Genomic DNA, 17,475 nt, shown 5'->3' on the forward strand with positions numbered 1-17,475 from the left:
GGGGCAAATGAAAGAAAAATTACCGTTTTCGAAACAAATGGCTTATGCGCTTGGACAATTGGGATGGTCTTTACTATCTGGCATCATCGGTACTTACCTCATTTTTTACTATATTCCTACGGAAAAATCGGGGATTATGGTGGCAATACCTCAAATAGCGTTTTTTGGCTTTTTAACAATCATTGGTATGATTACAATGCTAGGTAGATTCTTTGACGCAGTAACTGATCCTTGGATTGCAACATTAAGTGACCGTTGCAGATCTAAAAAAGGACGACGCATTACTTATATGAGAAGAGCGGCGGTGCCTTTTGCGGTGTTGACGGTGTTGGTTTTTTGGAACCCTATCAATGGTGAAAGCATTTTTAACGCCATTTTTCTATCGGTGTCTCTACTCTTGTTTTATTTGTTTTTTACGATGTATGTAACACCATATATGGCTTTGTTATCTGAACTTGGACATACACCACAAGAGCGACTCAATCTATCAACCTACATATCCGTCACCTGGTTCTTAGGATTTGCATTAGCATCTCAGGCACCATCCTTGTGGAATATATTCGTAGATATGGGTTTGAATAAACAAAATTCCATTCGACTGACATTCATAGTTTTTGCCGCCATCGGACTAATATTTTTATTGATACCTGTATTTACAATAGATGAGAAACGCTATTGTGAATCTGTCCCCTCAGACATTAAAATGATTGAATCCATCAAAGCGACTTTCCGAAACCGTGAGTTTACGATTTTCGTCATGTCAGATCTGGTATATTGGGTGGCCATTACGGTATTTCAAAATGCACTGCTATATTATATAACCGTTTTATTAGATCGACCGGAAGAGATGTTAGGTATCTTGTTTATCTTATTGGGTGTAGGCTCTTTCATCTTTTATGCACCGGTTAACCTATTGGCTAAAAAATTCGGCAAGAAAAGGCTACTGATTTTTGCGTTCGTTATGTTTATTGTAGCCTATACATATAGTATTTTCCTCGGGAAACTACCTTTTTCACCTACACTTCAAGCCTATATTTTGGTCATTATTGCCTCAATTCCAATGGCGATATTTGGTATCTTACCAAACGTTGTCATCGCTGATATTGCAGAATATGATGGGATTATGACAGGTACTAGAAGAGAAGGTATGTTCTTTGGAACACGTACTTTTGTGTCCAAGATTGGTCAAATGATATCCATGTTGATACTAAGTGCTTTACTTTTATTGAGGCAAAATGGTAATAATGAAATCGGTATTCGTTTGACAGCAGTTTTTGCTGCTGTGTTTTGTGTGATTGGTCTAATACTCTTATTGATGTATAATGAAGATAAAATATTAAATGGCTTAGCTGACCAGGACTGACCGGAGGGACGGTTCTTTTGGTTCGATTATTCGTCCGATTTCATTTACTGTTGACTTGAAAAAAGTTAAATGTTAAGGTTACTTATGGGTATTAAAAACCCAGTAGGGACGGTTCTTCTGGCGCATTCAATAAATTATAGGGAGGGAATACGATGAATAAAAAAATAGCTCCAATCATTGTGGTGGGGTTACTTACATTGTACTTGCTTGGTTATTTGATTATGATGCTGACAGGCATGATGGTAGATACACCTGGTGTCATTAAACTGGTTTTGGGATTAATCGCAGTCATGATTGTGATTATAATTGGGGCGCTTATTTATACACTTAAAATTAGATTAAAAGAGATTGATAAGGAGGATGACGATGATCTTAGTAAATACTGATTATATCACAGGGAAAGAATTTGAAATGTTGGGGATTGTTAAAGGTAGTACAATCCAATCCAAACATATGGGAAAAGACATCATGGCCGGACTTAAAACCATGGTGGGTGGAGAACTAACCAGTTACAATGAGATGATGAATGACGCAAGAGCGCTAGGTACCAAAAGAATGGTAGAGGAAGCAGAGGCCATGGGCGCAGATGCTGTTGTTAATGTTCGCTATGCTTCCAGTGCTATTATGCAAGGTGCTGCAGAAGTCATTGTATATGGTACAGCAGTTAAATTCATTTAACTAGGGACCAGAGGCAGGGACCAGAGGACGGTTCTTCCGGCTCCAAGAAAATAATTCTTATGTAAAAAAACCATTAGCGAATACCGCTAGTGGTTTTTATTATGGTGTAACGCAGATGTCACAGAGATGTTCGTCATATGTAACGGCTATTTTATATAATGTATCTAGTAGTAACAATAATGAATGATTTGGTTAACCCCGTTTTCCTTAAAATGAGGCTGAAAATAGCGTACTTACCGCCAGAATCGTGTAAGGATAAAAAATACTAAAATGAGGTGAGCTTATGAAAAAAATGAAAAAAGTAGTATCATTGGCAATAGCGTTATCATTAATGCTTAGTAGTATGAATGTAGTTAACGCCGAAACTGAACCAGCAACTCCAACTTTGGACATTGCTACAACTACAGTTGATGAAACATCTGCAGAAGCTTCTTGGTCTGTAACGTTCCCAGATGATAGCTATATTCTGGATGGTTATGACTATCAATTAAGTGGAAAAGGCAAAGTTAAAGATGTAATGACAACTTCAGCCATCTTTAATGACTTAACAGCAGGTACAGGTTATTCGTTAACGGTTGACGCTCATTACTCAAAAGTCGAGGATGATCAAAGCATATTTGAGATAGAAACAAAAGACTTTGAAGTAGAAACGACTAAAGAATCTAGCATAAAGAATATTAATATTTGGAGAAGAGAGATTGAGGGCACTACAGAGTATGCTCTATCTACAAGTAATAATAGCACGAGATATGAAACCGTTGAGGAAGCTTTAGAAGCGGCTTTAGAAGAAGAAGAAGTGAATTATGAATCTTTGGAGTCCTATACAACCTTAGAGTTTAAAACCAATGAAGGTGAAGGATGGGAAAAATCCGAAAAAATTACTGTAGTGGTCATTCAAAAACAAATGGAAACAGAAACCAGATACCGAGTCAAAGGTAGTGAGGATGAATACAATACAGATCTTGACGAAGTAGTTGAGACTCAAGCAGAAAGCTATGAGTATGATGAATGGGTTATTGATAATGATGATTTTGTCTATACAGTTACACGAGTGACAAAAGGTACAGTTTCAAATACAGCAGAAGTATCTTTACCAGTTAACTTATGGATGGCAGCAGATGATGGAGCAAGGCTTTATATTGACGGGCAAGAAAGAGCCGGCTTATTAAAAAAATGGAATGCACCAAGCAATTACAACAAAGCAAATTTATTTTATATTCATGACTTAAGTAGAAATCCATTTTTAGCAGCAAAAGCATGGGACGGTCCTGAGGAAAATGGTCAAGGAAACAAAACCATTGCAGGGTTTAAAATGGTACTTGAAGTTCGTGATGATGAGTATAGCGTTACAGACGAAACTTGGTATTACTACTTAGGCAAAGGCGCACCAGAAGAAGATGCAGCAGGAAATAGCTGGTATGAAGAAGCGTATATGGCGGATGCGGATCTTTGGACAACGGTGACAGTTATTGGAAATCCTAATGGTGCTTGGGCAAAAAGCGATAAGTTCCCTGCAGACGGTGACTATATTTGGACACCTTCTTATCAGCATATTGGGCAAAATAAAATCGATACACCAGTGTATTTTAGAAATGCTCCAACACAAGTTCCCATAGATTATTTTGACATTACGATTACACCAGTTATTAAAGAACGTACAGAGGACAACATTATCAATAACCCATCAGCTGGTAGCATCAAAGCTACTTTTGGAGAGACAACAGCTCAATCTAGTGGCGATACCATAAGTGCTACTTTACCAGATGGCACAGTTATTACTTTTGAAGCAATAGCTTCTGAGGGTTACAGATTTGTATCTTGGCTGTATAACTTGAATAACGAATTGGATGAAGGCGATGATGGCTATAGACCTAATCCAAGAGATATAACGGTTTCAAGTTCATCTAAAAGTTTTGGACCGACACCTGTATTTGAAGCTATCCCAACATATAATGTAATGGCTACAACCGAACAACCGGATAGAGGAACTGCAGGTCCATCAGAACAAACTGTTGAGGAAAATGGTAATGCTACAGTGACAGCAGAAGCTCACGATGGGTTCTATTTCATTCATTGGACAGACGAACAAGGAGAAGTTGTTTCAACAGAAGCAGAGTACACTGTGAATAATATTGAAAGTGATATGACGTTCTACGCGGTCTTTGGTGAAGATACGGAGCCTGATAACCCAGAACCTAGAAGAAGAAGACCGGCATCAGAACCAGAACAGGAAGAAGAACCAGAACCAGAAGAAGAAACTCAAGTAGTTCTAGATCTTGAAGATGAAGCAACCCCTGAAGCATTACCGGAAGCAGAAGTTGTTGAACCGGTAGTAGCTGTAGAGATCTTAGATGAAGAGATCCCAGAAGCAGATGGCAGTGATGCTATGGAAATGCCAAAGACTTCCGGTATTCCAATGGGTATATTCTACGGATTAGGTATTGCAGTATCCGGTCTTGGTTTTAAAATCAAAAAAAGAAGCTAACTAGAAGCCAATCAGGGGGACAGTTCTTTTGGTTAGAACATAACTTAGAATCTTAATCAAGGTCCGTTAGTCACTTATTTGGCTAACGGATCTTTTGGTAATGAGAGTTATCAAAAGGAGCGGTTTCTTTGGCTAGATATTATTCCAATCAAATACCTTTAAATATAGGTTAAGATGCTTTATAATAAGGAATAGAACAACGGAATATAATGTAATAGTGGCTTTAGAGATAAATATGAAGGGGTAAATAGGCAGGTCAGTTGACATAGTCTATCAGAGTGCGCGAGATGTTTAAAAAGATGGTTATCTGTGTGTGGGTAGGGATGATGGTTCTAATAGCTATGAACCCTGTCCTTTATGCCAATAATCAGGAAGAAAAAGAAATAGAATCAGTAGAATCAGATGGCTTATTAATGGTACATTTAAGTGAGGATGGCGTTTTACAAGTGTATATGGATTCTGTTGATCTTAAGTTGACTTTCGATCGCGTTGGGATTAACGGACTCTACGGCTTAAGTCGCTTATCGCTATCAAAGGTACCACAGATGGGGGATTATCATAAGATGGAGGTTGGTACGGATTGGATTAGCCCCTATATGATGCGCGCCCTTGATATGGAGGACCTTGATTCACCTTTTTATACAGGTGGCTGGCACGGTTCTAATGGAGATGATACAGGAGAAATAACAGCATATACAGATTATGTGAGCTTTTATGTTGATAGCCATCCACTTTATACAGATACATGGATGGTCTGTAAGAGTCTAACCTTACAAGTGGTCAATCAGGTACAAGCTTATAATGATGACACCTCAACCCTTGAAGAGATTATTACTTATACAATAGAAAACGATAAGGTCGACATCCAAGTGGATGCAAGAGCAAATAAGCCTCTAGAGATCACCCAATATTTTGGACTCCAGACGCAAAACAGTTGGTGGGATTCTATAAGATATTATGACCTAATGGGAACTTATACAGAAAGCACGACCTATCTAAACAGCTATGCCTTACCAAAAAATAGGCAGACGGTACATCAGTTTCAGCTTAGGTCCAGTGGACTAGCGCCTTTACTTACAGCGGGTATGTTGACAGATGGTCTGGGTAGCTTGGGGTATCTTCAAGAGGATAAACCGACTTGTTTTACTAGAGGTTATGGTAAAACTTATTTTAATCTAATCAGTGGGAAGCCTTTGCTATTAGATGAGGAAGATCACTTTACCTGGCGAGGATTTTATCAGTTTGAGCCATCTGAGCCGGTGGAACCGGTAATCTCAGAGACACTTGCACAAGAATAGCGAACAGAGTAGGGAACAGGGACGGTTCTTATGGTTCCAAAAATATATAGTAGTAAAAATCAAGAAAGGCTGATTATGGACAATAGAGCCACTGGGAAAAATAAGAGAGCTAGCGAAATGATTCACACCTTCACAATCTATGAGGTAAAAGAACTTCAAGATACACAGGATAAGTTTGTTAAGTATTCAGGTCTATCCAATATCGTATTTGACTTGAGTGGGACTCCTGTAACGAGCATCGGAGAAGAAAGCAATCTGCTAGAAGATTTCATTCAGCGGATCAAAACACAAAGTGATCTTTTCTTTAGTGCGAGGTCAATGGAGAAAATCTACTTCAAGGATCATTTGCAAGTATATTTATGTAAGGCATCTGAAAAGTTATACGGTGTTATTGACTTAATGGCACACGGGAAAAAAGTAGCCAGTTGGTTGATTCAAGATGTCTACAAAATAGAGAATCTAGATAGTGGTTATAATCTTGACCCAGTAATATCTAATTTTATAACCATATGTCACATGCTACACCTTCAAATAGAGCAGCTTGAAAAACAGGCTGTACTTCGAATGTGCCTACAATATGAAAAGGATAAACTTAAAAAGAGTCAAAGGCGTTAATTTTTATCTTTTCTTAATGGTCAATGTATAAGCCGATATGTTATGATGCAACCAAGGGTGATGACATCCTGATGAACCTTGAAGATATGAGAAAGCTTATATAAGCGGACTTGTTTGGAGGATATTATGGCAGATACAGATACATTTCCATCAATGGAAGCGATAAGGGATATGTTAGATGATATACAAGAAGACTTACCACCCATACTTTTTGAGGAGCTTAATGGCGGTGTGCTATTACTGCCGGAACATAAGCTACATCCGGAGAGCCGTAAAGAAGATAAGCTATATATAAAAGGTGAGTACCATCGTAGTCGTACGCTTGGCAGACAGATTATCATCTATTATGGTACCTTCAAAAAGCTTTATGAGACAAAATCAGAGAAAAAAATCTATAAAGAGTTAAAAAAGACTTTGCACCATGAGTTTGTACATCATATTGAATCTTTAGGTGGAGAAATAGATCTTGAGATTGATGACGCCATCCGACTGGAAGCGTATAGACGTAAAAAACGCATCAAAAAAGAGGAATAAATAACAAGTTATAAGAATAATCTTAAAGAAAAAAAGTTATGTTATGGGTAGATGAAGAATCACCTAAGGACATGGCTTTTTATTTTATTCGTTAGGAAAATCGCTTATATGACATTTTGATAAATCATTGTCCTAAGCCATTGAATTCTAAAAAAGTGAATGCTATACTTATAAGAGATTTAGCAGATTACCACCATTTACGGAACGTATTGAGTACTATAACGTCTAATGGATGAGTAAAGAATTATAATGGAGGGTACACACATGAAAAAATCAATCAGTAAAATAGTTTTATCCATGCTTGTACTTGTTGTATCCATGGGCTTTGGACCAAAAGCTCAAGCAGCAAGTATTTTTTCTGACACAAATAGACACTGGGCAGAGACGGACATCTACAAAGGCGTTACAGAAGGTTTTATAAAAGGTTACACGGATGGAACTTTCAAGCCGGATCAACCGGTAACAAGAGCTGAATTCAGCAAGATGCTCAACCAGGCTCTAGGTGTGACGGCTACAGTTAGCATCACCATGAAAGACCTAAAGACCACAGATTGGTATTATAATGAAGTTAGAAAAGCGGTTGCAGCCGGCTACATTAACGGCTATACCGATAATACTTTTAAACCTGAGAACAACATTACTAGACAAGAAGCAGCCAGTATGATTGCTAAGGTTATACCCAACTACGGTACAACCACGAGGCTTACAGGTATCCTAGATACGGATGATATATCCAATTGGGCAGAAGATAGCGTCGAAGCGGTATTTGCTCGAGGTTATATAACAGGTGACAACCGTAAGATGTACCGTCCCCTTGGTGCTCTTACCAGAGCAGAAGCCTGTGTCATCTTATTAAGACTTCTTGACGGGGAACAGGTCGTAACAAGTTCTAATTATGTCATCGACGATGAAGGCACTACAAAAAGTAGGACCATTTATACCAATAACCTAACCATCCATAAAGATGTGGATGATGGCGATGTTGATCTTGACCGTGTTGTTGTCCTTGGAACACTAACGGTTCAAGGTGGTGGCGATAATACCATCGAGATTGAGGATTCCAGAATCCGTAACATGAATGTGGAAAAAACATCCGGAGATGTTAGAGTACTTCTTAGAGGGAATACAACGGTTGATACAACCACAGCAAAATACGGCAGTACATTGGAACAAGTCAGCATGAGTGGCGCAGGTTACAAGAGTCTAAGACTAGATGGTAGTAGTCTAAGCAAGCAGGAAACCATTCTAAAAGGAACGTTTCCAAGTGTCGTGGTGGATGATACGGTCTTGTTAACCCTTTCCTCGGGTAAAATCACAGATCTTAGAGTGAATTCTGGTTCTTCTGATAGTGTTATCAACTTAGCCAGCGGTACGACTGTGACCAATACAGATGTGTATTCAAGAGCAAGTTTTACCGGTACGGGCAAGATTTCAACTCTAAAAGCCTATGCCAATGACATCACTTATGAAACGAAGCCAAGTAAGATTACTACGGGGAGCTCTTTATCTAGGCCACCGGAACTTGGAGAAGATACAGAGGGTCCTGTACCGACGTTCACACCAAAATCAGATGCAACAAACGTAGCAACCAATACAAAAATAGTTATTACCTTTAATGAAGCCATCTATCTAGACAGAGGCGGTCGGGTTTATGCCGATGACATTGAAGACATTTTTGAGATTAGAGAAGATAGGACCACAGGTACTAGAATCAGCTTTACTGGTACAATCAGTTCGGACCGTAAAACCGTAACGTTAACACCGGATGAAATCTTAGATATGAGTACCTATTATTATATTATATTGTTAGACGAAGTTATAGAAGACGCTGAAGGCAATGAAAATGAAGAAGAGACTTCAAAATTCAGAACAGGTACACAGGACCTTGCACCACCAAAAGCGACTTTTTCACCGGTTAATAATGCGACGAACATAGCGGTCTCTTCTAACATAACCATAAGTTTTGATGAAGCCATCCGCTTATCAAATAACAGCGCTGTAACCAATTCCAATATAACCGGTTTCATAGAACTTAGGGAAAACAGTGCGACAGGTACGAAAAAGTCTTTCTCAGCTTCGATTAACTCAACGAAGAAGTTAATTACAATCGATCCGAGTGCAGACTTGGCCATTGGTAAAAATTATTATGTTATTATATTAGCAAGTAAGATCGAAGACTATGATAATAACGCTGTACCTAAGACCACGTCTACCTTCCAAACAGGCTTGCCAATTGCTGCGACACCAACCATTACGACAAACCCGGCAACAACGACAGCAATTGCCAATAACGGTACTGTATCGGTTACGATGACCACGTCCACTGCAGACAGTAGTATTCGTTATACAACAGATGGTACGACACCAACAGCTTCATCTACCTTATATACTGGAGCTTTTAACGTCACCAATTCAGGAAGTCTCATAGACGGTCAAACCGTTACTGTTAAGGCAATTACCATCAAATCGGGGATGACCAACTCAGGAGTTGCCTCTAAGGCCATAACCTTTGTAACCAATAGAGTAGCAACGCCAACCATCACCACCAATGTATCCAACGAATCAACGGTACCAAGCAATCAGACTGTAACTGTGACACTGAATACAGCTACAAGCGGTTCAACCATCTATTATACAACGGATGGCTCAGCACCTACCATCACGGATACTCTCTACAATGGTCCCTTCCCAATCAATGCGACCAATCCTAACGGAGAAGTGATTAACATTAAAGTCTTGGCAATCAAAGATGGTATGATTAATTCGAATGTAGCGACGAAAAACATCACTTTTGTCAAAAATACAGTGGAGACCCCAACCATCACCACAGATCCTTCGAATGTATCGAATGTAGCAAATGGTCAGGCAGTTATTGTAACCATCGTGACAGCTACAGATTCGGCTACCATATACTATACCACTGATGGCTCTGATCCTACTGAATCATCTTCCTTATATGGTGGAGGGTTCAGTGTGAATACACCAGGAGGAATAGCAGGTGGTGAAGTTATTGTCAAGGCCATTGCCATTCAATCCGGCATGATAGATTCTAATATCAGTAATAAAACAATCATTTTTGAAGCAGCAGTAACTGGGGAATAACTATACCTATAAAAGACCTGTTAAGCTTGGCAAAAGCCATCTTTGACAGGTCTTTTTCTTGTTGCCCCTCTTGTTTTATGGTAAAGTGGATATAGGCAAATAGTTAAGGTGTCAAACTATATAAATAATAAGGACGTGGATATAATGAGACGAAAATTATATGGAAGATATATGTGGCTCGTATTGGTACTGATGCTACTGGGTGGTATGGGGCATACAATTAACGGCGCCACCTATTTTACAGATGTAAGAGGCCACTGGGCCGAGTCTGCTATTTATGAAGGTGTAGCACTAGGTATTGTATCCGGGTATTCAGATAATACCTTCAGACCTAACAGCTTTGTAACCCGTGCAGAGTTCTCCAAGATGATGAACCAGGCACTTGGTGTTACCGGAACAACGTCAATCAGTATGTGGGATGTCAGCTATTATAGTTGGTACTATCAGGAAGTACAAAAAGCAGTCGCAGCCGGTTATATCTCCGGTTATACTAATGATACTTTCAAGCCCAATAACCATATCAGTCGACAGGAAGCGGCTACGATGATCGCTAAAATCTTACCAAGAGAAGTTCTACCGGTAGGTCAGAAAGTCTATACAGATTCTAGCCAAGTGGCAAGTTGGGCCAGAGATCATGTGGATCTGGTTGCATCCAAAGGCTATATCACGGGTGATACCAATGGGAAATACCGCCCCGGTGGGGCACTGACCCGTGCTGAGGCTTGTGTGATTCTGGTAAGACTATTAAAAGGTGAACAGATTGTACGAAATACGACCTACATGAATTATGATAACCTATCCAGAAGCCGTCAGATCTATGCCAACAACCTGGTTATAGAAGAAAACGTGGGGAGTGGTCACGTTAAGCTTGACAACATCGTAGTGCTAGGTGAGCTTAGGGTTGAAGGTGGTGGGGAAAACACCATCGACATCAACAACTCCCGAATCATGGGTCTCACCATGGCAAAAGACACCGGAGATGTTCGAGTTGTACTTAGAGGTAGAACAAGTGTGGAAGATCTTCTAATTGAAAACGGTGGTATATTAGAACAAAGGGATGTACTTGGCAACGATGTTAAACAGGTGCGATTAAATGGCAGTGATCTAGATGAACAATCCGTAACCCTTCTTGGTAATTTTCCAAACGTTCATGTTGAAGAAGAAGCCAGGTTAACTCTGGGCAGTGGCAGTATCCAGTACTTGATGGTCACATCGGAGGCGGATGATTCGGTAATCCATCTTTCATTAGGTACAAGCGTGGATACGTCTGTCGTTTATAGCTCTACTCAGTTTTCGGGTGTGGGTATGTTAACCTCTCTAAGAGCATATGCTAATGATATAACCTATGAGACACAACCGGAGAAAGTAACCCGCGGTACCAGTCTGAGCCGACCACCTGAGATGGCTGAAGATGAGCATGGACCCAAGCCGGCTTTTTTTCCTGGAGATGGTGCCCGTGATATTGCTCTAGGGACTCAGATTGTCGTGGTTTTTGACGAACCGATTTATCGTGATTATGGAGAAGCGGTTATTAGTTCGGACATTGAAGATATCATTGAGATTAGACGGACTAGAACGACCGGATCACGTATAGACTATGAGGCTACCATCAGCTCGGATCTAAGAACCTTAACCTTAACACCTCTAGATTATCTAGAGACAGACACTTACTATTATATAGTGCTTAGAGATGAAACGGTTATGGATGCTAATGGAAATGAGAACGATAGAACCACAGCAAGATTCAGAACCTCTGACTTAGACCTTGTGCCACCGAAACCTGATTTTTCTCCAAGAGAAGGTTGGACGGATGTATCCATTCATACATCGCTTACCATCGATTTTGATAAGTCTCTTGTCATGATAGGGGATAGAGATATTGAAGATAATGAGATACCTACATTTGTTGAGTTAAGAGCCGGTAGTGTGACCGGTCCCAAAAAGGCTTTTAGGGCCGAGATGCGTTCAGGGGATGAGAGCATACGCTTATACCCCACATCTTCACTTGATTATAATGAAACTTATTACATCGTTGTCCTGGCTAACTATATTATGGACGAAAGTGGTAATGTGATACCTAGAGCGACTTCTTACTTTAAGACAGAACTTCCGACAGCTTCAAGACCGGTAATTGGCACCAATCCTTCAGATGTAACCCGGATGATGAATCATGAGACAGTTAGAGTAACCCTGACCACGGGTACAAGTGGTAGTTATATCTACTATACTCTGGATGGTAGCAATCCAAGTGCTGGTGATTTGATTTATACGGCACCCTTTGATGTGTCAACGGATCTGCTTCTTGGTGAGACCATAACAGTCAAAGCAGTGACCATCCACCCGGATATGAACCAATCCAGTACAGTCACAAAAGTCATAACTTTCTTGCCGAGCCAAGTAGCAACACCGGTGATTACGACAGATGCTGTTGATCCGGATGCTATTGTATCCGGTACGAATGTAGACATCACCATAGCAACGACCACACCGGGGACCAGTATCTACTTTACAACAGATGGCAATGATCCGACAGAACTGGATACAGCATATACCGGTGCTTTTAGTATCAATGCACCGGTAAATATTAACGGTACAGTTACCATCAAAGCCATTGCTATAGGTGAAGGTATGGAGGATTCAGAGATGGTCAGTCTGACCTTAACTTTTTTAGAGGAATAAGTGTGAATTCTTTGACATCTTTCATGTCAACTAAATTGACAATGACAAAGCCGATGAGTTTTAGATTTATGGTATCTTATTTTGTATAATAATTAATGTAGAGAAAACGCCATAGATAAAAAAGTATAGAACAAAGGAAGACCCATGGGGAGAGCAGGGTCTTCCTTTGTTTATTGCTCGAGAACCTTTCTAGAGTTGTTATAGTCTGCTATAGAGATCATTTAAGTCCTTTAGTGTTGATGTCTTATCTTTCTCGGACAGGTCGATCTCATCCCTTAGATAGTCCCAAAATGCAGCAGTCATGTTGATTTCATTGATAGCAAATATTGCATGTGGTGCATTTTGCTTAATAACAATAGCGCCAAGGTCTTCTTTAACATAAAGTATAAAAGAATCATGTCTATTTTTTGTGGTAATTTTTATGTTATAGTTATCATATTTCTGTAAGTATTGAATAGTATTTTCAAGATGCGCTTTATATTCAAAAGGTGTATAACAGATGTTTGAGGTCTCGGGTATGCCTGTGAAGGCAACATTCACTACACCTTCTCTGACATCTGTAACACTTGGCAGCTGTAGAAGGGCGTGGAATGAGCAGTGTTCAAGTCCTTTTTCAAAGGCTTCTTTTCGATCATAATAGTACTGGATTAATTTTTCTTTATCATCGCTGTCGGATCGATTGATAATCGACTCTGCTACAGTACTTGGCATTGTGGACCAATTTAGGCAGTTTGACTTAAGTAGTGTAGGGGTTGCATCTTTTTCGAACTCTTTTAAAAGATCAAGGTATTGCTGCTTTTGATGATATGTAAAAATCTGCATAAGTGGCCGACACATGAATAAGTAACTCTCAAACTCACTTGTTAGTGCAGCTAAAGCCTTTTTATCCTTGAATAAAATATTAAGGGCCTGATGTGTCATCATATCCAAAGATGAGGTGGTTATGGCAGTAATCTTAGGGGCAATAAATAGAGTTCTCTTAAAAACGCCATCTCTTTTTTTAGGATAATAGTAAGGTTCAATAGCTCCGGTCATATAGAGAGGCATCCACTTTGAGAGGGCTTCAAGCATCTCATCGAGATTACGACTGACGGTATGTATAACTTTGATTCTATTGCCCTTAAGAATAACACGAGCCAGAAGATCTCGCCATTTTGCTGCAAAAGATGGGTCTCCTGTCAACCAGTCCATAGATTCATCGCTATATAATAGCAAGGTGGTTGGCTTGTCTGCTTCTAGTATGAGGGATAGAAAAGACAAGACAGCTTCTCGTTTACCTTCGATACCATAATATAGCGCAACATCTTTTTTAGGTATTTTTGAATCAGAATCGGTGAATTCATCTGACACTGGCGTGTTTTTTCGAAATTGAAAGTCGGAAATGCCATCCAAAAAACCGGATATTGAAGCATGTCCGGTTTCTTCATGCCCTATTAACCATTGATAAATAACCTCGGTTGCTTTTTTGGAATCTTGAAAGTGTTCCGGTTGCATTTTTATAATTTGTGAGAGTGTCTTGATTTGATAATCTTCTATACAATGGCTTATAAAGTAGTGGGCCATTTTTTTTAAGTAATCGGCCTCTTTTACTAGACGCCTCTCACCTCTACGTAATCGGCTGATATGTGAAGCATCTAATGAGGTATACATTGCAAGGGTACTATTGGTTGTTTTCGTGATGTTCATTAAGAAATCTAGTTTTTCATAAAACTGCATATTGGCCACCTCCCATAGTTACATTGTACCACGAACAATAATGATAGGATAGTACTTTTGACATGAATCATGTCAGTCTGATTGTCAATGTCAAAAGCTATAATATCAAGATAATTTTATTGGTTTCTTATATAATCATATTAAGTGGTGCATATGGCCTATTAAACAACAACTGGCTTGGATAACAGAAGTGATTTTTTTTCATGTGTTTTATAATATCAAAAAAATAATTGTTTGAAGGAGGAGAAAAAATGAAAAAAACAAAATACTATATTCAAAAACGTATATTCAGTCTTTTTTTAGCGATAATACTAGTGCTTGCACCACTGTCAAGTATTCATGCTTTAGAAGCCCACGATATGGCCGATCATTGGGCTATGGAGGTTATTACCGAGTGGTTAACAAAAGGACTGGCTCAAGGTTATCCAGACGGGAACTTCAAACCGGATCACCCTATTACTAGAGCGGAGTTTATAGCACTTACAAATAGAGCATTTGATTTCTCAGAAGAAGAAGGAAATACTTTTCATGATGTTCTAGAAAATGACTGGTACAATAACGCTATAAAAGTAGCCATAGCAGCAAGCTATATAGGTGGATACCCAGATGGCACCTTGAAACCTAATGCTTCAATTACAAGACAGGAAGTAGCCATTATAATCTCTAAGATCAAAAACCTTGAAAACAATCCAAGTCAATCCAGTATCTTTACGGATGCTCATACAATACCAGAATGGAGCATAGGTCAAATAGGCGCCGTAGTAGAAGCAGGGTATATGAGTGGTTATCCGGATGGTAGCTTTAGACCTTTGAACCCTATTACCAGAGCGGAAGCTGTAGCAACACTAAACAGAGCAATAAAGGATGAAGCATTAGAAGATTTAGAGGCTGAAATTGAAGAAGAAGTATTACCGGAAGCATTGCCACAGGGCTCACCACGTAGCGGTCGATCTAGTGGCGGTGGTGGTACAACTACACCAATAGTAAAATACACAGTAAATTATGCAGTAGAAGGCAATAATGGTACACTAACGGGTACGGTGATAAGTGGAAATAGTGTAGATAGTGGAACAAGTGTAACCTTTACAGCAACCCCAAGCACAGGGTATGAAATCAAAGAATGGAAAGTAAATGGGGTAGTGACAGTAAGTGGAAGCACATTGACAAGAACAATAAGTGCAAACACAACAGTAACTGTTGAGTTCGAGGAAACGGCTGTTGCACCAACAATGTATACAATAACATATTCAGTCATTGGTGAAGGTGGAACAATTGAGGCAACGGTTCCAAATGGAGAAACAGCAATAGCAGACAGCTCAGTAAGCCTAACAGCAGTGCCAAAAGAAGGGTACAAACTTAAAGAATGGACAATCAATGGAGAAGTCATTGATTGGCTAACAGGCTTAAATATTGCAAGAGATATGAATATGGATGTAGATATTAAGGTGGAATTTGAGCCAATAGTGGTAGTACCAACAACACATCCACTAACGATACAGGTTGATCCCACTGACGCAGTTATCACCGTTATAGATTCGGAAGGCATTGATAAACAGGGTACTTTTAACGGTATACAGACATCCTATGATTTACCTGAAGGCATGTATACCATTAAGATAGCAAAAGCAGGTTATGTAACACAAGAATATACTCAAAATATGGTAGGACCTTCAAGTCATAATGTAATACTAGATTTCATCAACAATGCGCCGGTAGCAACAGTTGATGAAGTAACTGTCGTAAATAATATGACAATATTAGTAGACGTCTTAGCAAATGACACGGATGCAGATGGTGATACCTTATCAATGACTGGATTCACCCAAGGTACAAATGGAACAGTAACACAAGAAGGGGATAGCTTAAGATATAAACCTAATACTAACTTTATTGGAATGGATGAATTTCAGTATGAGATTAGTGATGGAAACGGTGGAACATCTTATGCATTTGTAAAAGTTACAGTGAATCCCAATGGAACAAAACTGGGAACGGGAAGCTATCAAGGAAATGACATTAGCTTCTATATAGGTGATTCAGGGTTAATCGCATTATTGGAAGGTCAGGTTAGCACCGCTTTAGATGTGATTGAAGATGGCTACACATCGGTAGTTGATATTGTTTCAATGGATGATTCGGTAGCATTAATATATATGTGGGAAGGAAACATTGAAGTATCCAGAGTTGTTGCAATAGGGCAAAATGCAGTTGAATCAGAACATTCAATAGTTCAGGCAATTGGCGTCATAAGTGGTATTGAATATACTGTTGACAATGATGAGATGATTCATTTTACTTATTTGGACTCTCAAGGAAGTCCTGACTCATATAATAAACCTGATTTAATGTATGCAAACACGAATAATGGTGTGGTAATTTTAGTGCAAAGAGCATATCAAGATTTGAGCAGTAGTGGTTCATGGGGAGCAGATTATATAGAAGGTGGTTATACTTTATCCATAGACAACGAAGGCAATCCTGTAGTAGCCTATATTAGAAGAAATATTTGGAAATGGTCAAATGGTAGCGATACAACCTATTATCTTCATATAAAAAACCCATTAACTCAGGAAAATATAATCATTGAAAGCAATTATAAAACCAATATTTACACGAATCTTCAATTGACAGGTGGAGGTAGCATAATAGAATTTAGTTTTGATAAAAGTGGGGTTAGTGTTGCAGGTACAATATCAGCAGACCCATTAAGTGTCGATTTACCATAGTTTCTATCTTGTGATGACAAACATTAAGAATCCTAGAATAATGTTAACGGTCTTATAAATTGAAATTTGAACAATGGCTCTAACAGGCTGTTGTTCTTTTTCTTGTTTCTTTAAGAAAGAGCAACTTTCCTCTGGAAATAGACCTAAAATAAACATTAAAATATCATAAAAAAATATGTCGATTTGATTAAAATACTTTAAGAACTATTGACATGTATTCTCTTAAAACGTACACTTGACCTAAGGAGGTTCAAGATGTCAAAACCAAGATTAAACAAA

The 17,475-nt window shown here is 39.0% G+C and carries 11 protein-coding genes; 10 read left to right on the forward strand and 1 reads right to left on the reverse strand.

Annotated features, from left to right (window positions below):
- Nucleotides 1-7: 7 nt before the first annotated feature.
- From PATL70BA_RS09955 to PATL70BA_RS09995, 9 genes are all read left to right on the forward strand, one after another.
- Nucleotides 8-1,363: an MFS transporter gene (locus tag PATL70BA_RS09955; protein WP_125137213.1), complete on the forward strand. Its 1,356-nt coding sequence runs from the start codon at nucleotides 8-10 to the stop codon at nucleotides 1,361-1,363.
- Between the two features lie 152 nt (nucleotides 1,364-1,515).
- Entirely contained in the window at nucleotides 1,516-1,749 is a 234-nt protein-coding gene (locus tag PATL70BA_RS09960) for a hypothetical protein (RefSeq protein ID WP_125137214.1), read from the forward strand.
- On the forward strand, nucleotides 1,730-2,041 hold the full coding sequence (locus tag PATL70BA_RS09965) for a YbjQ family protein (RefSeq protein ID WP_125137215.1): 312 nt from the start codon (nucleotides 1,730-1,732) through the stop codon (nucleotides 2,039-2,041). Before PATL70BA_RS09960 ends, PATL70BA_RS09965 begins: the two co-directional genes overlap by 20 nt.
- Nucleotides 2,042-2,324: 283 nt before the next feature.
- Nucleotides 2,325-4,526, forward strand: coding sequence for an InlB B-repeat-containing protein (locus PATL70BA_RS09970; protein ID WP_125137216.1), 2,202 nt, complete (start codon nucleotides 2,325-2,327; stop codon nucleotides 4,524-4,526).
- Nucleotides 4,527-4,813: 287 nt separating this feature from the next.
- A complete protein-coding gene (locus PATL70BA_RS09975) occupies nucleotides 4,814-5,824 on the forward strand; it encodes a hypothetical protein (protein ID WP_125137217.1) in 1,011 nt (336 codons plus the stop codon).
- Between the two features lie 30 nt (nucleotides 5,825-5,854).
- Nucleotides 5,855-6,439, forward strand: a complete 585-nt coding sequence (locus PATL70BA_RS09980) for a PocR ligand-binding domain-containing protein (protein WP_125137218.1) — start codon at nucleotides 5,855-5,857, stop codon at nucleotides 6,437-6,439.
- 126 nt (nucleotides 6,440-6,565) lie between these two features.
- Nucleotides 6,566-6,973, forward strand: coding sequence for a metallopeptidase family protein (locus PATL70BA_RS09985; RefSeq protein WP_125137219.1), 408 nt, complete (start codon nucleotides 6,566-6,568; stop codon nucleotides 6,971-6,973).
- A 264-nt stretch (nucleotides 6,974-7,237) separates the two neighbouring features.
- Complete coding sequence (locus PATL70BA_RS09990; protein WP_172596196.1) at nucleotides 7,238-10,075, forward strand: S-layer homology domain-containing protein; 2,838 nt, start codon at nucleotides 7,238-7,240, stop codon at nucleotides 10,073-10,075.
- 144 nt (nucleotides 10,076-10,219) lie between these two features.
- Nucleotides 10,220-12,754, forward strand: coding sequence for an S-layer homology domain-containing protein (locus tag PATL70BA_RS09995; RefSeq protein WP_125137221.1), 2,535 nt, complete (start codon nucleotides 10,220-10,222; stop codon nucleotides 12,752-12,754).
- 198 nt (nucleotides 12,755-12,952) lie between these two features.
- Here PATL70BA_RS09995 and PATL70BA_RS10000 read toward each other — a convergent pair whose 3' ends face one another.
- Nucleotides 12,953-14,470: a transcriptional regulator gene (locus PATL70BA_RS10000; RefSeq protein ID WP_125137222.1), complete on the reverse strand. Its 1,518-nt coding sequence runs from the start codon at nucleotides 14,468-14,470 to the stop codon at nucleotides 12,953-12,955.
- A 251-nt stretch (nucleotides 14,471-14,721) separates the two neighbouring features.
- Here PATL70BA_RS10000 and PATL70BA_RS10005 point away from each other — a divergent pair, with 251 nt between their 5' ends.
- On the forward strand, nucleotides 14,722-17,196 hold the full coding sequence (locus PATL70BA_RS10005; RefSeq protein ID WP_125137223.1) for an S-layer homology domain-containing protein: 2,475 nt from the start codon (nucleotides 14,722-14,724) through the stop codon (nucleotides 17,194-17,196).
- Nucleotides 17,197-17,475 lie beyond the last annotated feature (279 nt).

The sequence above is a fragment of the Petrocella atlantisensis genome, assembly GCF_900538275.1.
GTDB lineage: Bacteria > Bacillota > Clostridia > Lachnospirales > Vallitaleaceae > Petrocella > Petrocella atlantisensis.